Source organism: Micromonospora saelicesensis (assembly GCF_900091575.1).
GTDB lineage: Bacteria > Actinomycetota > Actinomycetes > Mycobacteriales > Micromonosporaceae > Micromonospora > Micromonospora saelicesensis.
Genome location: NZ_FMCR01000009.1, coordinates 207,771 through 230,856 on the forward strand (window position 1 = coordinate 207,771; position 23,086 = coordinate 230,856).

The window sequence follows — 23,086 nt, forward strand, 5'->3', positions numbered from 1 at the left end:
ACGCTGGCATGAGCCGACCGGGCTACGGCGGTGGAGACCTCCCCGCGGTCTTTCCCGACTGGTCGCCCTACCAGGACCTGGAGTCGGCGGCGCGGGCCTACCTGCGCGACCCGGACGTCGCCCTGGAGGCGCTCGGCGGCGTGCTGCGCGGCGCGTCGGTGCTCGGCTTCACCCTGGAACGCTTCGTCAACGAGGTCAACGGGGTGTGGCAGGAGGTCGTGGTCTGCGACGGCAGCCGGCTCATCCTCTGGCACGGCGAGGACGTACCGCCGGAGGAGGGCCCGCCGGGCTCGATGACCTCGTCGCTGCGGGTGGTGCCGGTCTCCACCGTCACCGAGGTGGGCTGCCGGCGGCGGCTCAACCGCGCCGAGAGCGGCGAGATCCGGGTCGACAGCATCGACGTCTACCTGCTGCTCACCTCGTTGGACGAGGCGCCGCCGAGCGAGGAGATGGCCGGCACACCCCGGCACGACGCGTTGCGCTTCGGCAAGACCCTCGACGACGGCGGGGCCGGGCAGATCGCCCGGTTGGAGGAGTTCGCGCGGTTGGTCGCCTCGGTGGTCGGCCGTCCGATGCTCTGAGGCGTACCCCGTTCTGGACCCGGCCGGGCCTTCGCGGCCCGGCCGGTGGGTCAGTCTTCCTCGGCGTCCGGGCCGGCGACCTCGACGCCGTCGCCGCGCACCACGTGGATGCAGTCGCCCGGGCACTCCTTCGCGGAGTCGATCACCTCGAGTCGCAGGTGCGCGGGGACGTCGACCCGGCTGCCCGGTGCCATCCGCAGCTCACCGTCGACGCCCTTGACGTAGGCCAGACCGTCGATGTCGAACTCGAACACCTCCGGCGCGTACTGCACGCAGAGCCCGTCGCCCGTGCAGAGGTCCTGGTCGACCCAGACCTGCAGTTCGTCGGTCGCGACCTCGGCCACCTGTGCACCCCCCATGTTCTCCCGTGCCACGCTCCGACGGTACCTGAACGCCGGTAACGGCCCGTCAGGCCACCCTTGGCGATCAAGGTTCGGTGACGAGGGTGTTGCGTGGGACCGAATCGGCCTCATAGCGGCTAGTGTTAGGGCAGAACGTTCAAGCCCCCCGGGGAGGTGGGACGTGGCAGCACGTAGCGACGACGCGGACTCGCGCGCCGCACGGTGGGAGAAGGAAGCCCACGATCTCTCCACGCAGGTCGCGTTCCTGCAAGAGGAACTCGCCCTGGTGCGGCGCAAGTTGACCGAAAGCCCCCGACACGTCCGGCAGCTCGAAGAGCGGCTGGCGGCCACCCAGGCACAGTTGGCGCGGCTGACAGAGAACAACGACCGGCTGGTGAGCACCCTCAAGGAAGCTCGCACGCAGATCGTGACGCTCAAGGAGGAGATCGACCGGCTCGCGCAACCGCCGAGCGGTTACGGAGTCTTCCTGGCCAAGCACGAGGACGGCTCGGTGGATGTCTTCACCGGTGGCCGCAAACTGCGGGTCGCGGTCTCGCCCTCGCTCGACGTGGGTGACCTGCGGCGCGGCCAGGAGGTCCTGCTCAACGACGCGCTCAACATCGTCGACGCGTTCGGTTACGAGCGGGTTGGCGAAGTGGTGATGCTCAAGGAGATCCTGGAGGGACCGAACGGCGGGCCGGGCGACCGGGCGCTGGTGGTCTCCCACTCCGACGAGGAGCGCATCGTGCACCTCGCCGAGACGCTCATCGGCTCGGCGATCCGGGCCGGCGACTCGCTCATGATCGAGCCCCGCTCGGCGTACGCGTACGAGCGGATCCCGAAGAGCGAGGTCGAGGAGCTGGTCCTGGAGGAGGTGCCCGACGTCGACTACGGCGACATCGGTGGCCTCCAGTCGCAGATCGAGCAGATCCGCGACGCGGTGGAGTTGCCGTTCCTGCACGCGGACCTGTTCCGTGAGCACCAGCTCCGCCCGCCCAAGGGCATCCTGCTCTACGGCCCACCCGGCTGTGGCAAGACGCTCATCGCCAAGGCGGTGGCCAACTCGCTGGCCAAGAAGATCGCCGAGCGGCAGGGCAAGGAGAAGCACACCAGCTTCTTCCTCAACATCAAGGGTCCGGAGCTGCTCAACAAGTACGTCGGTGAGACCGAGCGGCACATCCGGCTGATCTTCCAGCGCGCCCGGGAGAAGGCCGGCGAGGGCACGCCGGTGATCGTGTTCTTCGACGAGATGGACTCGATCTTCCGGACCCGCGGTTCCGGTGTCTCCTCCGACGTGGAGAACACCATCGTTCCGCAGCTGCTCAGCGAGATCGACGGCGTTGAGGGGCTGGAGAACGTCATCGTCATCGGCGCCTCCAACCGGGAAGACATGATCGACCCGGCGATCCTGCGCCCCGGTCGTCTCGATGTGAAGATCAAGATCGAGCGACCGGACGCCGAGGCGGCCAAGGACATCTTCTCCAAGTACATCCTCTCCGGGCTGCCCCTGCACCCGGACGACCTGGCCGAACACGGCGCCGACCCCCAGGCCACCGTCGCGGCGATGATCGACGCCGTGGTGCTGCGGATGTACTCGGAAACCGAGGAGAACCGTTTCCTCGAGGTCACCTACGCCAACGGTGACAAGGAAGTCCTCTACTTCAAGGACTTCAACTCCGGCGCGATGATCCAGAACATCGTCGACCGGAGCAAGAAGATGGCCATCAAGGAGTTCCTCACCTCGGGTCGCAAGGGGCTGCGCCTGCAGCACCTGCTCGACGCCTGCGTCGACGAGTTCCGCGAGAACGAGGACCTTCCCAACACCACCAACCCCGACGACTGGGCGCGCATCTCCGGCAAGAAGGGTGAGCGGATCGTCTACATCCGCACGCTCGTCTCCGGCGGCAAGGGCGCCGAGGCCGGCCGGTCCATCGAGACCGCCAGCAACACGGGTCAGTACCTGTAGAGCCGACGTTCAACCGGGGCGATGCGTTTCGACGCGTCGCCCCGGTTGACGTTCCGCCGGAGTCCAGCGGGCAGTCCTGCGGGTCAGCTCGGAGCGTCGGTGAAGATCCACTTGCGGGAGACGAAGAGATTCAGCACCGCCAGGCCCCCGGTGGTGAGCACCTTCGCGACCAGGTACGGAAGGCCGGCCCAGGTCAACCCCTGCACGAGGGCGACCGTGAGAGCCAGGTTGACGATCACCAGCAGCAGATACCGCCAGGCCTGACCGCCGACGTCGCCGGTCGAGCCGAACGACCATGCGCGGTTGAGCCCGAAGTTGACCACGAACGCCACGGCGAAGGCGAGCACCGTGGCGAACGGTAGCCACACCCCCAGCACACCGTGGAACAGGTAGAGCGCGCTGGTGTCGGTGATCGCGCTGAGACCTCCGACGATGAGAAACCGCACCTCGCTGCGCCGTGTCAGGCCTGCGAACGTCGCCGAGGCCGCCGCCTTCATCGCTGACCCTTGGATGCGGACCCGCCATGTGTCGTCACGGTGGAGCACGCTATCGTCTCCCCGTCCCGCGATCGCCCCGAGACCCCCCGAAGGTGTGCAGTGACCGACATGCCGAGCGTCTCCGTCCACCCGACAGCCGAGGTGGAAGCCGGGGCCGAGATCGGAGCCGGGACTCGGATCTGGCACCTGACGCATGTCCGGTCGACCGCCCGCATCGGCGCCGACTGCACGCTCGGCCGCAACGTGTTCGTCGATGCCGGGGTCACCATCGGCGACCGCGTCAAGGTGCAGAACAACGTCTCGGTCTACCACGGCGTCACGCTTGAGGACGAGGTGTTCGTCGGCCCGAGCGCGGTCTTCACCAACGACCTCAACCCGCGCGCCCAGAACCCGGACTGGAAGGTCACGCCGACCCTGGTCCGCACGGGCGCCTCCATCGGCGCCAACGCCACGATCGTCTGCGGCACCGAGATCGGGGAGTTCGCCCTCGTGGCCGCGGGCGCGGTCGTCACGCGGGATGTGCAGCCGTACCAACTCGTGGCCGGCAACCCGGCCCGGCATCTCGGTTGGGTCAACCGCAACGGCGAGGTGGTCGCCCGCGGCGACGAGCAGTTGCCCACCGGCGTACTCGAAGGCCGCTGAACCTCACAGGAGACAACCCCTCATGTCTATTCCCATCACTTCGGTGGTCATCGGCCCCGAGGAAGAGGCCGCGGTCCTGTCGGTTCTGCGGTCCGGCAGGCTGGCTCAGGGACCGATGGTCGCCGAACTGGAGCGGTCGTTCGCGGAGCTCTGCGGTGTCCCCCACGCCGTGGCAGTCAGCAACGGAACCGTCGCCCTGGTGGCCGCCCTCGAAGCGCTCGGTCTGCAGCCCGGCGACGAGGTCATCACCACTCCCTTCAGCTTCGCGGCGACCCTGAACGCGATTCTCGAGTCCGGAGCGACCGTCCGCTTCGCCGACATCCGTGACGACTTCACCATCGACCCGGACTCGGTCCAGGCGCTGGTCAACGCACGGACCAAGGCCATCCTCCCGGTGCACCTCTACGGCCTGCCCGCCGACATGACGGCCCTCACCGCGATCGCCGAAACCGCCGGGCTCGCGATCGTCGAGGACGCCGCCCAGGCGCACGGCGCACGCGTCGGTGACCGGGCGGTCGGCTCGTTCGGCGTCGGCTGCTTCTCCATGTACGCCACGAAGAACCTGCAGTGCGGCGAAGGCGGTCTGATCACCACCTCCGACGACGCCATCGCGGACCGGCTTCGGCTGCTGCGCAACCAGGGCATGCGGGTGCGATACCAGTACGAGGCGCCGGGCCACAACTGGCGACTGACCGACCTGCAGGCGGCCATCGCCGTGCCGCAGGTCGGCCGGCTGGCCGAGACCACGGCTCGCCGGGCCTCGAACGCCGCACGGCTGACCGCCGGCCTCGCCGACCTGCCCGGGCTGACCACCCCGTCGGTGCCGGCCGGACGCAGCCACGTCTGGCACCAGTACACGGTGCGTATCGGCGCCGACGCGCCACTGAGCCGCGACGACCTCGGCAAGCGGCTTGATGAGCGGGAGATCGGCTACGGTCTGTACTACCCCCGCCTCATGCACCACTACGACTGCTACGTGGGTCACCCCCAGATCGGCACGGACGAGACCCCTCGTGCCCTTCGCGCCGCCGAGGAGGCGCTCTCCCTTCCTGTTCACCAACACCTCGCCGACGACGACGTCGACCAGGTGATCGAGGCCGTACGAGGTGCGTTCAATGCCTAATTTGGCGATCATCGGCGCGGGCATCATGGGCGCGAACCACGGTCGCGTGGCCCGCGCCACGCCGGACGTCACCGTCACCTCCGTCTGCGACCCCGACCCCCAGCGGGCCGCCACCCTGGCCAAGGCCATCGGCGCGGATTACACGACCGACATCGACGAGGCGCTGGCCGGCGTGGACGCGGCCATCCTGGCGACCCCGAGCGAGACGCACGGCGAGTTGGGCGCGCGCATCCTGCGCAGCGGCCGGGACCTTCTCGTCGAGAAGCCGATCGCGACCTCCGTCGCCGACGCGCGGCACCTCATCGACCTCGCGGAGAAGCACGATCGCGTGTTGATGGTCGGCCACGTCGAGCGCTTCAACCCGGCGGTCACGGAGCTCCTCCAACTGGTGGACGACCCGCTGTCGTTGGAGATCACCCGGGTCGGCCCGTTCTCCAACCGTGCCCTCGCCGACGTCCTGCTGGACCTGATGATCCACGACGTCGACCTGGCACGGACGGTGGCCGGCTCGGAGATCGTCGCGCACCGCGCGGCGACCCGGATCGTCCGCTCCACCGAGCAGGACCTGGCCTTCGCCCTGCTCATGTTCGAGAACGGCATGATCGCCAACATCACGGCGAGCCGAGTCAGCCAGAACAAGATCCGCCGCGTCACCCTCACCCAGCGCAACGACTGCGTCATCGCCGACCTGCTGCGCCAGCAGGTCGAGGTGCACCGGATCGAGCACTCCGAGTTCCTCTCCGAGGGCGGCGTGCGCTACCGGCAGAGCGGGCGGGTCGAGATCCCCTTCCTCTCCCAGCACGGCGAACCGCTGATGCACGAGCTGCGGCACTTCGCCGACTGCGTCGTCAACCGTCGCCGGCCCGTGGTCAGCGGCGAGGACGGCCTTGCCGCGCTCGAGGTGTGCCTCCAGATCCGCGACACCGCCCTGGTCGGCTGAGCATGTACAAGGGTCAGAAGATCGCCGCTGTCGTCCCGGCCTACAACGAGAGCCGGCTGATCGGCAAGACGATCACCACGATGCCCGACTTCGTGGACTTCATCGTGGTGATCAACGACTGCTCCACCGACGACACCTCCGAGCGGGCTCGCGCGGTGGGTGACCCGCGGGTCGTCGTCATCGACCATGAGAAGAACACCGGCGTCGGTGGTTCGATCATGGACGGGCACGAGCGGGCCCTCGCCCTGGGCGCCGACATCAACGTCGTGATGGCCGGTGACGCCCAGATGGATCCGGCCTACCTGCCGGCGCTGCTCGACCCGATCTGCGACGACGGCTACGAGTTCACCAAGGCGAACCGCTTCTTCTCCCGTACGTCGTTCGCCGACATGCCGGCCGTACGGATGCTGGGGAGCGTCGCCCTGTCGTTCGCGACCAAGGTCGCCAGCGGCTACTGGAACCTCTTCGACCCGCAGAACGGTTACACCGCGGTGTCCCGCTCGGCCCTGCTGCGGCTCAACGTCGCCGCCGTGGCGCGCGGCTACGAGTTCGAGAACGACCTCCTGATCTGGCTCAACATCGCCAACGCCCGAGCCAAGGACGTACCGGTCCCCGCCAGCTACGGCGAGGAGGTGTCGACGATGCGCATCCACCGGGTGGCCCCCCGCATCGCCAGCCTCCTGTTCCGCGGCTTCTGGCGGCGGATGCTGCTCAAGCACGTGCTCGCCTCGTTCTCCGCCGTCGCGCTGCTGTTCTTCACCGGCCTGTTCCTCATCCTGTTCGGCTCCGGCTGGGGGATCTGGGTGCTGGCGGAGACCCTCGGCCCACCGGTCGCCACCACCGGTAGCGTCCTGCTCTGCGTCGGGCCGCTGCTGACCGGTATCCACATGCTGATCTCCGCGCTCACCCTGGACATCCAGTCGACGCCGGACTGACCGGTACCGCGCCCTGATCCGTTCCACGCCCCCTGAAAGGCAGCGCAGCAAACCGCGATGACCGAACAACCTGCGGCCGGCGACGGCGCCGTCGCCGGCACGCGCCGGATCTGGATCCTGGCGTTCGTCGGCTTCCTGCTGACCATCGGGGCCTGGTCGGTCGCCGCCCCCTACGACGGCACACCGGACGAGCGGGAGCACATGATCCGCGCCGCCGGTGTGGCGGCGGGGGAGATCGCCCCGCCGCCGGCAGCCGCGAAGAAGGGCTCGGGAGCCTTCCAGGACGTGCCCGCCGGCCTGGTCAGGGAGCAGTGCTGGCAGTTCAAGCCGACCGTCTCCGCCGCCTGCGCGGTCCCACCGGGCAGCGACGACACCCCGGTGCGCGCCGGCACCGGCGCCGGTCGCTACCACCCCGTCTACTACGCCCTGGTGGGCTGGCCGCTCGACATCTGGCCGGGCTGGTCCGGGGTACTGCTCGCCCGGTTCATCAGCGCTGGCATCGCCGCGGCGCTGCTGGCCAGCGCATTCGTCGTGGCGGTGAACTGGTCCCGGCGTCGTCTGATGATCGCCGGGCTGCTGGTCGCCGTCACCCCGATGGCCGCCCAGATGGCCAGCGCCGTCAACCCCAACGGCGTGGAGATCGCCGCCGGCGTGGCGTTCTTCGCGGCCACCATCCCCCTGTTCCTGGACCGCCGGCCGAAGCCGCACCACGGTCTCCTCATCCTGGCCGGCATCAGCGGCCTGCTGCTCGCGATGCTGCGGCAGACCGGGCCGCTCTGGCTGGCCGCGGCGTTCGTCGCCTTCGCCTTCCCGTGGCGGCAGAGCAACGTCGGCCGGCTGGTGCGCGAGAAGGCCGTGTGGTGGTGGGTCGGCGGCATCGCCGTCGCGGCCCTCACCGCCGTCGGCTGGGGCGTCGTGATGAAGTCCTCCGACCTCGGCAAGTACGGCGGCCACGTGTACACCTACGGCCAGGCCGCCCTCGCCGAGGCCGACCGGTGGCGCAGCTACCTCGACCAGATGGTCGGAGTGACGTCATGGCTGGACACCCGGATGCCCGCGCCGATCTACCTGACCTGGCAGTTCGTCGCCGCGACGCTGTTGATCGGGGCGTTCGTCTTCGGCCGGTTGGTCGACCGTGGGCGGCTGCTCGTCCTGATCGTCGCCGGCACCGTCGTGCCGTCCCTGATGCAGGTGGCCCTGGTCAAGCAGACCGGGTTCGTCACCCAGGGCCGCTACATGCTGCCGATGCTCGGCGGGGTGATGCTGTTCGCCGCGTACGTCTGGGAGGAGCGCGGGCTCGACGCGACCCGCAGCCGCACCCTGGTCCGCCTCAGCGTCATCCTGCTCCTGCCGATCCAACTCTTCACGCTCATCTTGACGATGGTGCGGTGGCAGGACGGACTGCCCAAGTACCTGACCTTCCGCACCATCAACCCCTTCGCCGGCGACTGGCACCCGCCACTCGGCTCGATCACGCCCCTGCTGGCGAGCGTGCTCGGTCTGACCCTGCTCGGCGTCCTCGCCTGGCGGGTCTCGATGCGCCCGCTGAGCGAGCCCGACGAACCGACGCCAGCGATCGCCGAGCAGACACCGGCGGCGGACCTGCGCTGATCGGCCGACCGGCCGACCACGCCCGGTGCGGGCGTTGCTGTCGGATTCGGACTAGTCTGGAGTGCAGGGCCGATCGAGCGGTAACGCGCCGGCCGGCGGTGGGCGTGGACCGGTACGTCAGCGAGCTGAAGCGGGGCGCGGCATGAGCGTACGGCGAATCATGGGCACCGAGGTCGAGTACGGCATCTCCGTGCCCGGGCAGGCCGGAGCCAACCCGATGGTCACCTCCTCGCAGGTGGTGAACGCCTACGGGGCACGTCCGGAACTCAACCGGGGCGGCCGGGCCCGGTGGGACTACGAGGAAGAGTCGCCGCTGCGCGACGCCCGTGGCTTCACCTACTCCGGTGCCGCGTACGACCCCGCCGAGGCCCTCGCGGACGAAGACCTCGGCCTGGCCAACGTGATACTCACCAACGGCGCACGCCTCTACGTCGACCACGCCCACCCCGAATACTCCACCCCGGAGGTCACCACCCCCCGGGACATCGTGCGCTGGGACAAGGCCGGCGAGCGGGTGATGGCCGAGGCGTCCCGCCGGGCCGCCACCATCCCGGGCACCCAGCCGATCCACCTCTACAAGAACAACACCGACAACAAGGGCGCCAGCTACGGCGCCCACGAGAACTACCTGATGCGCCGCCAGACGCCATTCGCCGACATCGTGGCGTACCTGACGCCGTTCTTCGTCACCCGGCAGATCGTCTGCGGCGCCGGCCGGGTCGGCATCGGCCAGGACGGCGGCCAGAGCGGCTTCCAGATCTCCCAACGCGCCGACTTCTTCGAGGTCGAGGTGGGCCTGGAGACCACCCTCAAGCGCCCGATCATCAACACCCGCGACGAGCCGCACGCCGACGCCGACAAGTACCGCCGGCTGCACGTCATCATCGGCGACGCCAACCTCTCCGAGATCTCCACCTACCTCAAGGTCGGCACCACCGCCCTGATCCTCACCATGATCGAGGAGAAGGCGCTCGGGGCCGACCTCGGCATCGCCGACCCGGTCAGCGAGCTACGCGCCGTCAGCCACGACCCCTCCCTGACGCACCGGATGCGACTGCGCGACGGCCGCAAACTCACCGCACTGGACCTGCAGTGGGCGTACCTGGAGCGAGTCCGGTCCTTTGTCGACGACCGGTACGGCACCGACGCCGACGAGCAGACCATCGACGTGCTCGACCGCTGGGAGAGCGTCCTGGACCGGCTGGGCCGGGATCCGATGCTCTGCGCCGACGAGTTGGACTGGGTGGCCAAGCTGCGGCTGCTGGAGGGCTACCGGGAGCGGGAGAAGCTCGGTTGGGGCTCGCACAAGCTCCAGCTTGTCGACCTCCAGTATTCCGACGTCCGGCCGGAGAAGGGCCTCTACCACCGCCTGGTCAGCCGGGGCGCGATGAAGACACTGCTCACCGACGACGAGACGCGCAGCGCGATGACCGAGCCGCCGGAGGACACCCGGGCCTACTTCCGGGGTCGCTGCCTCGCCCAGTACGCCTCCGAGGTGGTCGCCGCGAGCTGGGATTCGGTGATCTTCGACGTGGGCCGTGAGTCGCTGGTCCGGGTCCCGATGATGGAGCCGGAGCGGGGCACCCGCGCGCACGTCGGGGCGCTGTTCGACCGCTGTGCCAGCGCCAAGGACCTGCTGGAGACCTTGACCGGGGGCTGACGTCCGGGTGCCTCCACCGGGGATCGGCTTGTGGCATGCTAGGCCGTCCCCAATTCCTCGACCCCCACGGTGATGCGATGCTCCCCTCTGCCCGGCAGGTTGGCCGGCGTGCGGTGACGGCTGTTCCGCTGTCGAATGCCTACGCCGGGCGCGCCAACAGTTTCGGCTTCCTACGGCTCTGTTTTGCCGTAGCGGTCGTCCTTGCGCACACTGCGGTGATCGGTTACGCCCGACCGTTGACCGAGGTGGTCGACGTGGCCGGTCTGGGGGTGGCCGGTTTCTTCGGCATCTCCGGCTTCCTCATTACCCGCAGCGCTCGGCGCGCCAGCCTTCCCCGCTACCTGTGGCACCGGGCCCTGCGGATCTGGCCGGGTCTCTGGGTGTGTCTGCTGTTCATCAGTTTCGTGGTGGCGCCGATCGTCTGGTACGCCGAACGCGGCGATCTGGACGGGCTGTGGCGGCACCCGGCGGGTGTGGTGAACTTCCTGCAGGCCAACTGGTGGGGCGGCTACCGCCAACAGGGCATCATGGACGTCTTCCGGGACACGCCGTACGGCGACCTGGTGCGTCGCAGCGTCCTCGACGGCTCACTCTGGACGCTCAGCTACGAGATCTTCTGCTACCTGATCGTGGCTTCGCTGGCCGTGGTGGCCGTGCTGCGCCGCGCCCGCTGGCTGGTGCTCGCGGCCGCTGTTCTCGTCTTCGGTCTGCTGCTCTGGAACCAGTACGAGGCGCTGCGCTTCGGCGGGTCGACGTACTTCACCAGCGGCAGCATCGGCACGCTGCCGCTGCTGGGCGCACTCAGCAAGATCTGGTTCCTGCGGTTCGGGTTCATGTTCCTGGTGGGCGCCGTGGCGGACCTGTACAGCGACAAGCTGCCCATCAGCGACGTCCTCGGCGTGCTCGCCATCGTCGTGACCGGCTGGCAGACCCTGGAGGGTCACCTGTTCGGCCCGGCGCTGCTCGCCTACGAGTACGCCATCCTCTACCTCGCGGTCCGGTTGCCGCGGCTGCTGCATGTCGTGGGGCAGAAGAACGACTACTCGTACGGCATCTACATCTACTCCTTCGTCGTGCAGCAGATGCTGGCCTGGCTGGGGGCGGCGGCCTGGGGCTTCGTCGGCTACTTCGCGGTGGTCATGGTCTTCACCGTCGTGCTGGCGTTCCTGTCCTGGCACCTGGTGGAGAAGCAGGCTCTGCGCTTCAAGGACTGGACGCCCCGCTTCCGCCGCGGGGCACCACCCGCGGAGGCATCGGGGGAGCGGCAGCCCGAGCCGGAGCGGGTGCCGGTGCCAGCCACGGCCGACGCGTCGGCTCCTCGGGGCTGACCGCTCCGGCGCGATCCAACGCCCCCGAACCGAACACGGCGGACGTGAGGGCCTTCTGTCGCCTGGGCGGGGTAGATTTCATGCCAGACGATCGTGGAGGAGGCAGCAGTGGCCACTCATGACAGCGGCGGCCAGTCGCAGTCCGGCAAGTCCCGTCAGGGCGAGGAGATCGAGGACGTCACCACCGAGGCCAACCCCGAGGTGGCCGAGCGGCACGCCGAGATCACCGAGGACGTCGACGACCTCCTCGACGAGATCGACTCCGTCCTCGAAGAAAACGCAGAGGAATTCGTGAGGGGCTATGTGCAAAAAGGGGGCGAGTAGGGCATAGGTGGACGAAACGGACATGCCTCGTCCTCTGGATGACCGGGATGGCCACCGCCGCTGCCGAGACTGCGGCGAGTGGCTGCCCCTTGATCAATTTTGCGCTAACAGCAGACGCCCCGACGGTCGCGGCAGCTACTGCAAGCCCTGCTTCAACCTTCGATCGAAGGCGAGCTACGCGAAGCGCCTGAAGGAGCGGCAGGGCAGGGACGTGCGCCAGCTGCCGTTGGTGCCAGCGGGCCACCGGCGATGCCCCGACTGCGGCGCCACCAAGCCCCTCGATGACTTTCCACGGAATCGCTCCGGCCGTGGAGGTTACGGCCGATACTGCAAACCTTGCCACAATGCGAAGGGCAAGGAGAGCAAGCTTCGCCTGCACGGTGGGACGCGCGAGTACCACCTGCGGCGCCGATACGGCGTGGGCGAGAAAGAGTTTCAGGAGCTCCTGGCCGAGCAGGGCGGGGTCTGCGCGATCTGTGGCGGTGCCGACCCGCAACATCTGGACCACGATCATCGCACCGGATGGGTGCGCGGGATACTCTGCTTCAACTGCAACGGTGGTCTTGGCCAGTTCCGTGACAGTCCCATGAGGCTGGCCAGGGCGATCACGTACCTGAGAGGAACCACGTGGCAGCGGGCTTTGATCCATCCGGGCGTCTACCAGATGTGTTCACCAACGCGGGGACGTCCTCCTTCACGACGTTTCTGAGTCGGGTGGCCCCCGAGATGTTGCCCGGTCGGCGACCGCTGCCGCCGGGCATGGCCGCCGACCTGGCGCCGCACGCGACCACCATCGTGGCCATCGCGGCCGCCGAGGGTGTGGTGATGGCGGGCGACCGACGGGCCACCATGGGCAACCTGATCGCCCAGCGCGACATCGAGAAGGTGCACCCCGCCGACGCGTACTCGTTGGTCGGCATCGCGGGCACCGCCGGTATCGGCATCGAGCTGATGCGACTGTTCCAGGTGGAGCTGGAGCACTACGAGAAGATCGAGGGCGCGATGCTCTCGTTGGACGGTAAGGCCAACCGGTTGGCCTCGATGATCCGGGGCAATCTGGGGGCGGCCATGCAGGGGTTGGCCGTGGTGCCGCTCTTCGCCGGGTTCGACCTGGCCGCCGCCGACCCGGCGCGGGCCGGTCGGATCTTCAGCTTCGATGTGACCGGTGGCCCGTACGAGGAGACCGGCTACGACGCGATCGGGTCCGGGTCGTTGTTCGCCAAGTCCGCGTTGAAGAAGCGGTACCGGGTCGGGCTGACCGTCGAGGACGCGACGCGGCTGGCGGTCGAGGCGCTCTACGACGCGGCCGATGACGACACCGCGACCGGCGGGCCCGACCTGACCCGGCGGATCTACCCCGTGGTGATGACCGCGACTGCCGAGGGCACCTACCGGCTCACCGACGCCGAGACGGCGACGATCGCCGAGGGCGTGGTCGCCGGCCGGATGGAAAACCCGGGCGGCTAGTTCCGACCGACCACCCCACCAGCCAGCAGTCGTCAGCACAGCGCCGTTAGGAGAACCGCCGCCGTGGCCATGCAGTTCTACGCCTCGCCCGAACAGATCATGCGTGACCGCTCCGAGCTGGCCCGTAAGGGCATTGCTCGCGGGCGTAGCGCAGTGGTCCTGAGCTACTCCGGCGGGGTGCTCTTCGTCGCGGAGAACCTCTCCAGCGCCCTGCACAAGGTCAGTGAGATCTACGACCGGATCGGCTTCGCCGCGGTCGGCCGTTACAACGAGTTCGAGAACCTCCGGCGGGCCGGCGTGCGGATGGCCGACCTGAACGGGCTCAGCTACGACCGCCGGGACGTCACCGGTCGGGCCCTGGCCAACGCGTTCGCGCAGACCCTTGGCGCGATCTTCACCGAGCAGTCGAAGCCGTTCGAGGTGGAGATCTGCGTGGCGGAGGTCGGGGCCACTGCCGCTGACGACGAACTGTACCGGCTCACCTACGACGGTTCGGTCAACGACGAGCCTGGGCGGATGGCGATGGGTGGTCAGGCTGAGGCCATCACCGGCGTGCTGAAGTCCAACCACCGGCCGGACATGTCGCTCGGTGAGGCGGTCCAGGTCGCGGTGCAGGCACTGAGCACCGTCGGCGGTGAGGGTGGGGCCGCCCGCACGATCGCCGCGAACCAGCTCGAGGTGGCGGTACTGGACCGTCAGCGGGTCGGCCGGACGTTCCGGCGGATCACCGGGGCTGCGCTGACCGCGCTGTTGGATGGGGAGTCGGCGCCGCCGACCAGCGACCGGCCGGACACACCGAGCGTGCCGACCGGGGAGGCCGGTAAGCCGACCAGCTCCGCAGGGTCCGCTGACCTGGAGGACCGGCCGGGTCAACCCGACAGCTGATCAGGTGACGAGACAGCGCCGGGGCCCGCACACGCGGGCCCCGGCGCTGTTGTCTGTCGGGGTCAGCGGCGCTGGAGCAGGGGCCTGGCGAGGGCCCAGTAGCCGGCGGCGACCGCGTTGAACACGCCCATGCCGGGGGGCGAGTCGACGTTCGAGGGGGCGACCCGGGCGGTCATCAGCTCGGCGATCACCCCGTCGGGCACGGTGCGTTCGGCCTGGAGTTGACGGCGGCGGGCGCCGACCCAGGACCGGTTGCGCCACAGCCAACCCCAGCCGCGGGTCTTCTGCCGGGTCCAACCACCGGCGAGCGCGGCGGCCAGCATGGCGGCTTCGGTGAGCAGCAGCATCGGGGCGAGCACCACCAGCGTCCGGGTCTGGTACGCGGTGAGCAGGGTGACCAGCCGGTTGCGTTCCACCAGGTAGAGCTTGAGGTCGTTGCGGGAGAACTCGTAGTGGTGGCGCACGACGGCGTCGGGTACGTACTCCAGGCGCAGGCCGCGTTGCCAGAGCCGCAGGCTCAGCTCGGTGTCCTCGTGGTAGGCGAAGTATTCGGCGGCGAAGCCGTCGAGTTCCTGCCAACGCTGACGGCTGATCACGAAGCAGCAGCCGCTGAGCGACGGCACCCTGGTGCGTGCGGCGTGGGCGCTGGCCGGCTCGCCGTTGCCGCCGGCCCAGGACAGCCCGGTGAAGTGCAGTGGGTTGCCGGAGGTGTTGATCAGCTCGGGAGTGTCGGCGAGCCGGATGGAGGCCATCGCGGCGCCGACGCCCGGTTCGGCGGCGACCGCAACCGTCTTGGCGAGGGCGTCGGGGGCGACGATGGCGTCGGAGTTGACGAAGGCGAGCCAGTCTCCGGTGGCCTCGGCGGCGCCGATCCGGCAGCCGCCGGAGTAGCCGGTGTTCTGCTCGGGTCGGACCACCCGGACCTGGGGGAAGCCCTTGACGATGTCGATGCCGTCGCCGGTGCAACCGTTGTCGACGACGACCAGCTCGATGTCGACGTCGGTGCTGGCCAGGATGGCTCGGGCGGCGTTGACCAGGTACGGCTCGGCGCCGTAGGCGAGCATGACGGCGGTCACCTGTGGGCGGGTCATGGGAGGCCTCCGGATGCGGCAGGGGCGACGGCCTCGGCGAGCGGCCGGGTGGGGGTGGTGGGTCGGCGGACGCCGCCGCGCAGCAGCAGCGTCGCCATGGTGGCGGCGACGATGACCGAGCCGACGGTGTACGCCAGCTCGACTCGCAGGGTGACCGGAGCCGGGATCAGCGTCACGGCGATCAGGGCGGCGACGCCGACGGTCCAGGCGAGGGCCTGGGCGCGGTGCCGGTCGAGGGCGAGCAGGGCCTGGCCGAGCACCATCGCCCACAGGTAGGCGAGCGTGGCGGCCGCCAACCAGGCGAAGTCGCCGTGGCCGAGGACGCCGGGCGCGTCGAAGAGTGTGCCGACCAGCCACGGGCCGAGCAGCACGGCGCCGAGGGCCCCGGTGAGGCCGAGCGCGGTGACGATGCCGAGCGCCCGGCGCAGCAGGCTGTGGAAGCCGGCCTGGTCGCCGGTGGTGGCGGTGGTGGCCAGGCCGGGCAGCAGTGACGCCTGGAGGGAGCCGAAGACGAACAGGGGGATGCGGACCAGCACGAGGGCGGAGAGCAGCGCGCCGGCGGCTGCCGCGTCGGCGGGGGCGAGCAGCTGCACGTTGATCACGCCGATGTTCACCACGACCTGGGAGAGCAGGCTGGAGGCGGTGAGCAGGCCGAGGCCGCGCAGCAGGGTGGCCCAGGCGACCGGCGGGCCTGCACCGATGGCGCGTAGCACCGGCGGCAGGGTGAGCAGGACGCTGACCAGCGGGGCGGCGACGAGCACGAGTCCGTACCAGACGGGGGAGCTCACTCCGGCCAAGCCGAGCACGGCGACCATGATGATGCGCAGGCCGCCGTCGATCCCGAGTTGGGTGCCGTACCAGGGGAACAGTTGCAGGCCGGAGAGGACGCCGCGGGTGGCGTAGGCGACGGCCATCGCGGCGAGCGCGCCGATCAGCACGGTGACCAGGTTGCCGTCACCGGCGAAGAGCTTGTCGGCGAGTGGCTGACGGGCGACGGTGACGGCCAACACCAGCACGGCGAGCAGCACTGCGGCGACGGTGACACCGCGGGCCAGCACCGGCCCCGGGGGCAGCCCCTGGCTGTGCCGGGCGGCGACGACCCGGGCGACCTCCTGCTCGATCGGCATGAACACGCCGATGCCGAGGGTGAACACGATCGACCAGAGCACCGACAGGGACGAGTAGTCGGCCTTGCTGAGGCTGTGGCCGGCGACCGCGAGGTGGACGTACGAGGCGAGGCCTAGAAGGCCCAGCCCGGCACCAACAGCGATGGTGCCGGGCGGGATCAGGCGTAGCAGGCGTTGGATCACCGGCGAATGAGCGCCAGCGTGAGGACGGCGAACGCGCGGCCGAGGTAGATCATCGCCCGGGCGGGGGAGTGGCTGGGCGTGCCGGCCATCCGCTTGCGCATGGCGACCGGCACCTGGCGGATGCGGTAGCCGCGCCGGGCGGTGTGCACCAGGGTCTCCACCGTGTCACCGAGGTACTCGGCCGGGTACCAGGTGGCGAACATCTCGATGACCCGCCGGTTGGCGGCCCGGAAGCCGGAGGTGGTGTCGGTGAGCTTGGTGTGGGCGACCCGGGAGAGTACGGCGGAGAGCATCACCATGGCCCAGCGGCGGGGGCCGCGGACCGTGTAGTCGCCCTCACCGGCGAAGCGGGCGCCGATGACGAGGTCGTTGTCGTCGAGGAGGTCGACGAGCTTCGGCACGTACCGGGGGTCGTGCTGACCGTCGGCGTCGATCTGGATGGCGACGTCGTAGTCGTGGTCGCGGGCGTAGCGGTAGCCGAGGCGCATGGCCCCACCGACGCCGAGGTTGTACGGCAGTTTGGCGACCCGGGCGCCGGCGGCGGCGGCGACGGCGGCCGTGCGGTCGGTGGAGCCGTCGTCGACGACGAGCACGTCGACGCCGGGTAGCTCGCCACGGACCTCGCCGACGACGTCGGCGATGGAACCCGACTCGTTGAGGGCCGGAATGATGATCAGTGTGCGCTTGCCGTTAACCATCGTTCGACACCAGTTCGTCACGGGCCGCCCGGTCCGCGTCGATCTGTGCGCGGAGCAGAGCGAAGTCTTCGGCCAGGGTTCGGGTTTCTTCTTCGAGTGCGCTGACCTCCCAGCTCAGGTGCACGCACACGAGCAACAGGAAGACGATGCCGAGGAAGAGCACCAGGCTGACACCGGAGGCGACGCCGAGGAGTTCGGCGACGTTGTCGAGCAGCCGGGGGAACAGGGACAGCGGGATCACGACGACCAGTACGGCGAGCCAGAGCATGCCGTACTTCTCGCGCAGCTGACGACGGCGCAGCAGCTCGACGATGGTGCCGAGCAGCAGCAGGCCGGTCAGGCCGGTGACGAGGGTGAGCTTCATGCGACCTTCCACGGGGCGGGTGGAGCGGGGGAGTGGAACGCGTCAACCAGGGCGCTGTGCCAGTCGGGAAGCGGGGGCAGACCCACGACTGCCCAGCGGCTGTGCCCTAGCACACTGTACGCAGGCCGGGGGGCGGGACGCGGATACCGGTCGCTGGTGGTGGGTCGGATCCGGTCCGGGTCCAGTCCGGCCAGCGTGAACGCGGCGCGGGCCAGCCCGTACCAGGTCGTCTGACCGGCGCAGGTGCCGTGGTAGACGCCGGGCGTCGCGTGACCGGCCAGCGCCGCGTCGGCGAGTGCGACGAGCCGCTCGGCGAGCGCGTACGACCAGGTGGGTTGGCCGTGTTGGTCGTCGACCACGTCGAGGTGTTCGCGCTGGGTGGCGAGTCGGAGCATGGTGGCCACGAAGTTCGGGCCGTGCGCGCCGTAGAGCCAGGCGGTGCGTACGACGTACCCGGTGTCGGGTAGCAGCCGCGCGACGGCCTGTTCGCCGACCAGCTTGCCGCGGCCGTAGGCGTTGACCGGCGCGGTGGGCGCGTCCTCCGGGTACGGGCTGTCCGCGTTGCCGGCGAGGACGTAGTCGGTGGACACCTGGATCAGCCGGGTTCCGTCGGTGGCGCACGCCGCGGCCAGGTTGGCCACGGCGTGGCCGTTGACGGCGGTCGCCGCGGCCTCGTCGGCCTCGGCGGCGTCGACGTTGGTCCACGCGGCCGCGTTGATCACCAGGTCGTGCCCGGCGACGGCGGCGTGGACCGCCGCGCGGTCGGTGACGTCCAGGTCGGCGCGGGTGGCGGCGGTCACCTTGAGGTCGGGCCGTGCACCCAGCACGGTGACCAGGTCCCGGCCGAGCATCCCGCCCGCGCCGGTGACGAGGAGTCGGGTCATGCGATTGGCGCGGACTTGAGGGGTTCCCACCAGTTGCGGTTGTCCCGGTACCAGCGGACGGTGTCGGCCAGGCCCTGGTCCAGGGTGATGCTGGGGTGGTAGCCGAGCTCTTCGCTGATCTTGGTGATGTCGAGGGAGTACCGGCGGTCGTGACCCTTGCGGTCGGTGACCGGGACGACCCGGTCCCATCCGGCGCCGCAGGCGTCCAGGAGCAGACCGGTGAGTTCCTTGTTGGTCAACTCGGTGCCGCCGCCGATGTTGTAGACCTCGCCGGCGCGACCCTTCTGCTGGACGAGGGCGATGCCGCGGCAGTGGTCGTGCACGTGCAGCCAGTCACGGATGTTGCCGCCGTCGCCGTAGAGGGGGACGGTGCCGCCGTCGAGCAGGTTGCTGACGAACAGCGGGATGACCTTCTCAGGGAACTGGTACGGGCCGTAGTTGTTGGAGCAGCGGGTGACGACCACGTCCATGCCGTGGGTGCGGTGGTACGACAGCGCGAGCAGGTCGGAGCCAGCCTTGGACGCCGAGTACGGCGAGTTGGGGGCGAGGGGCCAGGTCTCGGTCCAGGAGCCCTCGTCGATCGAGCCGTAGACCTCGTCGGTGGAGACGTGCACGAACCGGCCGGTGCCGTGGCGCAGCGCCGCGTCGAGCAGCGTCTGGGTGCCCAGCACGTTGGTGGTGACGAACGGCGCGGCGCCCGCGATCGAGCGGTCGACGTGTGACTCGGCGGCGAAGTGCACGATCACGTCGTGCTCGGCCACCACCTCGTCGACCACGACCGGGTCGCAGATGTCGCCCTGCACGAACCGCAGTCGCGGGTCGTCGCGGACGGGCTCGAGGTTGGCCAGGTTGCCCGAGTAGGTCAGCTTGTCCAGCACGGTCACGACGGCCGGCTCGATCGGCGGCACGCCGTCTGCACTGCCGAGGGGCTTGCCCAGCAGCAGGCGAACGTACTCCGACCCGATGAATCCGGCTCCGCCGGTGACGAGGATCCTCACGGGTCCGGAAGTATACGCGACGGGCGGCGCGGCCCCTGGTATGCGACCCCCGCACAACTTGTCCGGGTGCGGCTAGGCTTCCCCGGTGCGCGGAATCCTACTTGCCGGCGGCACCGGGTCCCGGCTCTGGCCGATCACCCGGGCGGTCTCGAAGCAGCTGATGCCGGTCTTCGACAAGCCGATGATCTATTACCCGCTCTCCACCCTGGTGATGTCCGGGGTCCGGGAGATCCTGGTGATCACGACCCCGGACGACCAGGACCAGTTCCGTCGGCTGCTCGGCGACGGCAGCCAGTTCGGGCTGCGGTTGGAGTACGTCAGCCAGGAGCGCCCGGAGGGCATCGCGCAGGCGTTCATCCTCGGTGCGGACTTCATCGGCACCGAGTCGGTGGCGCTGGTCCTCGGCGACAACATCTTCCACGGCGTGGGTCTGGGCCGGCAGCTCGCCGACCACGGTGACCCGGTCGGCGGGCGGGTCTTCGCCTATCAGGTGGCCAACCCGCAGGAGTACGGCGTGGTCGACTTCGACGCGGATGGTCGGGTGCTCTCGATCGAGGAGAAGCCGGCCCGCCCGAAGTCCCGCTACGCGGTGCCGGGCCTCTACTTCTACGACAACCGGGTGGTGGACATCGCCCGCAAGCTCACCCCGAGCGCCCGGGGCGAGCTGGAGATCACGGCGGTCAACGAGGTGTACCGGGAGACCGGTGAGCTGGCGGTGACGGTGCTGGATCGCGGCACCGCCTGGCTGGACACCGGCACGTTCACCTCGATGATGCAGGCCGCCGAGTTCGTCCGGGTGGTCGAGGAGCGGCAGGGTCTCAAGATCGGTTGCGTCGAGGAGGTCGCCTGGCGGGCTGGCCTGATCGACGACGCGCAGCTGCGTGCGCTCGCCGAGCCGCTGACCAAGAGCGGTTACGGCGACTACCTGCTCGGTCTGCTCAGCGACAAGGCCGGCGACGACGGGGGTTCCTGGTGAAGATCCGGGAGCTGAGCATCGAGGGCGCCTGGGAGATCATCCCCCAGCAGCACGGTGACCCGCGCGGCATGTTCATGGAGTGGTACCGCTTCGACAAGCTCGCCGAGGTGGTGGGGCATCCGCTGCGGCTGGCCCAGGCCAACCTGTCGGTCTCCGCGCGTGGCGTGGTGCGCGGCGTCCACTTCGCCGACGTCCCGCCCGGGCAGGCCAAGTACGTCACCTGTGTGCGGGGCGCGGTCCTCGACGTGATCGTGGACCTGCGGGTGGGCTCGCCGACCTTCGGTCGTTGGGAGGGCGTCCGGCTGGACGACACCGACCGTCGGGCGGTCTACCTCAGCGAGGGGCTGGGGCACGGGTTCTGCGCGTTGACCGACGACGCGACCTTGAGCTATCTCTGCTCGGCCACCTACAACCCGACCGGCGAGCACGCGGTGCACCCGCTGGACGAGGAGTTGGGCATCGAGTGGCCCGCCGACGTTCCACTGCTGTCCGCGCGCGACGACGCGGCGCCGACTCTGGCGCAGGCCCGCGAGCGCGGACTGCTTCCGGAGTACGACAGCTGCCGGCGGTTCGTGGCGAGCCTCGGTCCGGACGGAATGTCGCACTCAACCGGTATGTGACCGCGCTCGGGGCACGACCTGTGGTCTGACAGTGACGAACCGGGCCTCCGGGCGGCTAATGTCACACCATGGAGCGGCGAATCTTCGGCCTCGAGACCGAGTACGGCGTCACCTGCACCTATCGCGGGCAGCGGCGGCTGTCCCCGGACGAGGTCGCGCGGTATCTGTTCCGTCGCGTGGTGTCCTGGGGTCGGTCGAGCAATGTCTTCCTGCGCAATGGGGCCCGGCTCTACCTGGACGTCGGGTCGCATCCGGAGTACGCGACACCGGAGTGCGACTCGGTGACCGATCTCGTCGCCCACGACCGGGCCGGCGAGCGGATCCTGGAGGGCTTGCTCGTCGACGCGGAGAAGCGGCTGCACGACGAGGGCATCGCGGGTGAGATCTACCTGTTCAAGAACAACACCGATTCGGCCGGCAACTCGTACGGCTGCCACGAGAACTACCTGGTCTCCCGGCACGGCGAGTTCGGCCGGCTCGCCGACGTGCTCATTCCGTTCCTGGTCACCCGGCAGTTGATCTGCGGGGCCGGCAAGGTTCTGCAAACCCCACGCGGCGCGGTCTACTGCCTCTCGCAGCGGGCCGAGCACATCTGGGAGGGCGTCTCCTCGGCGACCACCCGCAGCCGTCCGATCATCAACACCCGCGACGAGCCGCACGCTGACGCCGAGCGCTACCGGCGGCTGCACGTGATCGTCGGCGACTCCAACATGAACGAGGTCACCACGCTGCTCAAGGTCGGCACCGCCGACATCGTGCTGCGGATGATCGAGGCCGGGGTGGTGATGCGCGACCTGTCCCTGGAGAACCCGATCCGGGCCATCCGGGAGGTGTCGCACGACATCACCGGCCGGCGCAAGGTGCGGTTGGCCAACGGCAAGGAGGTCAGCGCCCTGGACATCCAGCAGGAATACCTCGCCAAGGCCACCGAGTTCGTCGAGCGACGCGGCGGCGACCAGGCCGCCAAGCGGGTCGTCGAGCTGTGGGGCCGGGTGCTCAACGCGGTGGAGACCGGCGACCTGGAGCCGGTCTCCCGGGAGATCGACTGGGTCAGCAAGCTGCGGCTGATCGAGCGCTACCAGCGCAAGCACGACCTGCCGCTGTCGCACCCCCGGGTGGCGCAGATGGATCTGGCCTACCACGACGTGCGCCGTGGCCGGGGCCTCTACGGGCTCCTGGAACGCCGCGGCGAGGTCGACCGGGTGGCCACCGACCCGGAGATCTTCGAGGCCAAGGAGACCCCGCCGCAGACCACCCGGGCCCGGCTGCGGGGCGAGTTCATCCGGCACGCCCAGGAGAAGCGCCGGGACTTCACCGTCGACTGGGTGCACCTGAAGCTCAACGACCAGGCGCAGCGCACCGTGCTCTGCAAGGACCCGTTCCGGGCGTACGACGAGCGGGTGGAGCGGCTGATCGCCAGCATGTGACCGGTTGTCGGCCCCGTCGGTGCGCTGCGCCGACGGGGCCGCTCAGCCCGGCGCGCTGAGCGGTTAAGCTGAGCGCGCCATGACGACTTCTGGACCTTCCGACCGCCCCGAGCGCGGCACCGAGCGGCAGAACTGGATCGAACGTCGGCGGGAGAAGATCCGCGCCGAGATCGACCGTAACCGGCGCGGTGAATACACGGTTCCGACCTGGGTGCTGGCCCTGGCCTTGGTGCTCATCGTGGGCGGCTGGCTGGCCCTGATCTTCCTGGCCTGACCCGCACGCGCAGCCTGCGGGGTTGGCCCGCCCGCAGCCTTCCGACCCGGGCCGCCCCGACCGTCGGCGGTGACGCCGTCGAGCTCTCGACCGCGCCGATGGACGGTCCACCCTGTCGTCTCAACGGTGGGTGCGGCGCGGACG

25 protein-coding genes are annotated in these 23,086 nt (G+C 69.6%); 17 read left to right on the top strand and 8 right to left on the bottom strand.

What is annotated here, in order from left to right; translation table 11 throughout:
* Window positions 1-8: 8 nt before the first annotated feature.
* Complete coding sequence (locus tag GA0070561_RS30905; protein ID WP_091408625.1) at window positions 9-581, top strand: hypothetical protein; 573 nt, start codon at window positions 9-11, stop codon at window positions 579-581.
* A 50-nt stretch (window positions 582-631) separates the two neighbouring features.
* Here the strand turns inward: GA0070561_RS30905 and GA0070561_RS30910 are convergent, their stop codons facing one another.
* Window positions 632-925, bottom strand: coding sequence for a ferredoxin (locus tag GA0070561_RS30910; protein WP_091408893.1), 294 nt, complete (start codon window positions 923-925; stop codon window positions 632-634).
* A 178-nt stretch (window positions 926-1,103) separates the two neighbouring features.
* On the opposite strand from GA0070561_RS30910, the gene arc reads away from it, so the two are divergent.
* Window positions 1,104-2,888, top strand: a complete 1,785-nt coding sequence (gene arc, locus GA0070561_RS30915) for a proteasome ATPase (protein WP_091408629.1) — start codon at window positions 1,104-1,106, stop codon at window positions 2,886-2,888.
* A gap of 83 nt (window positions 2,889-2,971) precedes the next feature.
* On the opposite strand, the gene GA0070561_RS30920 is transcribed toward arc, so the two are convergent.
* Window positions 2,972-3,385 (bottom strand): GtrA family protein, encoded by a 414-nt coding sequence (locus tag GA0070561_RS30920; RefSeq protein ID WP_167362541.1) that lies wholly within the window; start codon window positions 3,383-3,385, stop codon window positions 2,972-2,974.
* Between the two features lie 108 nt (window positions 3,386-3,493).
* Here GA0070561_RS30920 and GA0070561_RS30925 point away from each other — a divergent pair, with 108 nt between their 5' ends.
* The 11 genes from GA0070561_RS30925 to prcA all read left to right on the top strand — a co-directional run bounded on the left by GA0070561_RS30925 (window position 3,494) and on the right by prcA (window position 14,300).
* Window positions 3,494-4,027 carry an acyltransferase gene (locus GA0070561_RS30925; protein ID WP_091408899.1) on the top strand — a complete coding sequence of 178 codons (534 nt, stop codon included), beginning with the start codon at window positions 3,494-3,496 and terminating at the stop codon, window positions 4,025-4,027.
* 22 nt (window positions 4,028-4,049) lie between these two features.
* On the top strand, window positions 4,050-5,150 hold the full coding sequence (locus GA0070561_RS30930) for a DegT/DnrJ/EryC1/StrS family aminotransferase (RefSeq protein ID WP_091408632.1): 1,101 nt from the start codon (window positions 4,050-4,052) through the stop codon (window positions 5,148-5,150).
* Window positions 5,143-6,090, top strand: coding sequence for a Gfo/Idh/MocA family protein (locus GA0070561_RS30935; RefSeq protein ID WP_091408636.1), 948 nt, complete (start codon window positions 5,143-5,145; stop codon window positions 6,088-6,090). Before GA0070561_RS30930 ends, GA0070561_RS30935 begins: the two co-directional genes overlap by 8 nt.
* Before the next feature lie 2 nt (window positions 6,091-6,092).
* Complete coding sequence (locus GA0070561_RS30940; protein ID WP_091408640.1) at window positions 6,093-7,025, top strand: glycosyltransferase family 2 protein; 933 nt, start codon at window positions 6,093-6,095, stop codon at window positions 7,023-7,025.
* 57 nt (window positions 7,026-7,082) lie between these two features.
* Window positions 7,083-8,636: a DUF2142 domain-containing protein gene (locus GA0070561_RS30945; RefSeq protein WP_091408644.1), complete on the top strand. Its 1,554-nt coding sequence runs from the start codon at window positions 7,083-7,085 to the stop codon at window positions 8,634-8,636.
* Window positions 8,637-8,778: 142 nt separating this feature from the next.
* A complete protein-coding gene (gene dop, locus GA0070561_RS30950; protein WP_091408647.1) occupies window positions 8,779-10,296 on the top strand; it encodes a depupylase/deamidase Dop in 1,518 nt (505 codons plus the stop codon).
* Between the two features lie 77 nt (window positions 10,297-10,373).
* Window positions 10,374-11,624 carry an acyltransferase family protein gene (locus tag GA0070561_RS30955; RefSeq protein WP_167362542.1) on the top strand — a complete coding sequence of 417 codons (1,251 nt, stop codon included), beginning with the start codon at window positions 10,374-10,376 and terminating at the stop codon, window positions 11,622-11,624.
* Window positions 11,625-11,732: 108 nt separating this feature from the next.
* Window positions 11,733-11,948, top strand: coding sequence for a ubiquitin-like protein Pup (locus GA0070561_RS30960; protein WP_088948111.1), 216 nt, complete (start codon window positions 11,733-11,735; stop codon window positions 11,946-11,948).
* Window positions 11,949-11,970: 22 nt separating this feature from the next.
* The gene (locus tag GA0070561_RS30965; protein ID WP_091408654.1) at window positions 11,971-12,657 is read left to right on the top strand and encodes an endonuclease VII domain-containing protein; all 687 of its coding nucleotides are present in this window, start codon (window positions 11,971-11,973) and stop codon (window positions 12,655-12,657) included.
* Window positions 12,576-13,415: a proteasome subunit beta gene (gene prcB, locus GA0070561_RS30970; RefSeq protein WP_181541120.1), complete on the top strand. Its 840-nt coding sequence runs from the start codon at window positions 12,576-12,578 to the stop codon at window positions 13,413-13,415. Before GA0070561_RS30965 ends, prcB begins: the two co-directional genes overlap by 82 nt.
* A gap of 63 nt (window positions 13,416-13,478) precedes the next feature.
* Complete coding sequence (gene prcA / locus GA0070561_RS30975; protein ID WP_091408661.1) at window positions 13,479-14,300, top strand: proteasome subunit alpha; 822 nt, start codon at window positions 13,479-13,481, stop codon at window positions 14,298-14,300.
* Window positions 14,301-14,362: 62 nt separating this feature from the next.
* Here prcA and GA0070561_RS30980 read toward each other — a convergent pair whose 3' ends face one another.
* From GA0070561_RS30980 to rfbB, 6 genes are read right to left on the bottom strand one after another with little or no spacing between them, the layout of a single operon-like run.
* A complete protein-coding gene (locus GA0070561_RS30980) occupies window positions 14,363-15,391 on the bottom strand; it encodes a glycosyltransferase family 2 protein (RefSeq protein WP_091408665.1) in 1,029 nt (342 codons plus the stop codon).
* Window positions 15,388-16,701, bottom strand: a complete 1,314-nt coding sequence (locus GA0070561_RS30985; protein ID WP_091408668.1) for a lipopolysaccharide biosynthesis protein — start codon at window positions 16,699-16,701, stop codon at window positions 15,388-15,390. The genes GA0070561_RS30980 and GA0070561_RS30985 overlap by 4 nt, the downstream gene beginning before the upstream one ends.
* Window positions 16,698-17,399 carry a glycosyltransferase family 2 protein gene (locus GA0070561_RS30990; RefSeq protein WP_091408671.1) on the bottom strand — a complete coding sequence of 234 codons (702 nt, stop codon included), beginning with the start codon at window positions 17,397-17,399 and terminating at the stop codon, window positions 16,698-16,700. The genes GA0070561_RS30985 and GA0070561_RS30990 overlap by 4 nt, the downstream gene beginning before the upstream one ends.
* On the bottom strand, window positions 17,392-17,763 hold the full coding sequence (locus GA0070561_RS30995; RefSeq protein WP_091408675.1) for a DUF2304 domain-containing protein: 372 nt from the start codon (window positions 17,761-17,763) through the stop codon (window positions 17,392-17,394). Before GA0070561_RS30995 ends, GA0070561_RS30990 begins: the two co-directional genes overlap by 8 nt.
* Window positions 17,760-18,647 carry a dTDP-4-dehydrorhamnose reductase gene (rfbD, locus tag GA0070561_RS31000; RefSeq protein WP_091408678.1) on the bottom strand — a complete coding sequence of 296 codons (888 nt, stop codon included), beginning with the start codon at window positions 18,645-18,647 and terminating at the stop codon, window positions 17,760-17,762. Before rfbD ends, GA0070561_RS30995 begins: the two co-directional genes overlap by 4 nt.
* Window positions 18,644-19,645: a dTDP-glucose 4,6-dehydratase gene (rfbB, locus tag GA0070561_RS31005; protein ID WP_091408682.1), complete on the bottom strand. Its 1,002-nt coding sequence runs from the start codon at window positions 19,643-19,645 to the stop codon at window positions 18,644-18,646. The genes rfbD and rfbB overlap by 4 nt, the downstream gene beginning before the upstream one ends.
* An 85-nt stretch (window positions 19,646-19,730) precedes the next feature.
* On the opposite strand from rfbB, the gene rfbA reads away from it, so the two are divergent.
* From rfbA to GA0070561_RS31025, 4 genes are all read left to right on the top strand, one after another.
* The gene (gene rfbA / locus GA0070561_RS31010; protein ID WP_091408686.1) at window positions 19,731-20,621 is read left to right on the top strand and encodes a glucose-1-phosphate thymidylyltransferase RfbA; all 891 of its coding nucleotides are present in this window, start codon (window positions 19,731-19,733) and stop codon (window positions 20,619-20,621) included.
* Window positions 20,618-21,241 carry a dTDP-4-dehydrorhamnose 3,5-epimerase gene (gene rfbC / locus GA0070561_RS31015; protein ID WP_091408691.1) on the top strand — a complete coding sequence of 208 codons (624 nt, stop codon included), beginning with the start codon at window positions 20,618-20,620 and terminating at the stop codon, window positions 21,239-21,241. The genes rfbA and rfbC overlap by 4 nt, the downstream gene beginning before the upstream one ends.
* Before the next feature lie 68 nt (window positions 21,242-21,309).
* Window positions 21,310-22,668 carry a Pup--protein ligase gene (pafA, locus tag GA0070561_RS31020; protein WP_088989658.1) on the top strand — a complete coding sequence of 453 codons (1,359 nt, stop codon included), beginning with the start codon at window positions 21,310-21,312 and terminating at the stop codon, window positions 22,666-22,668.
* Between the two features lie 79 nt (window positions 22,669-22,747).
* A complete protein-coding gene (locus GA0070561_RS31025; RefSeq protein WP_091408694.1) occupies window positions 22,748-22,942 on the top strand; it encodes a hypothetical protein in 195 nt (64 codons plus the stop codon).
* Window positions 22,943-23,086 lie beyond the last annotated feature (144 nt).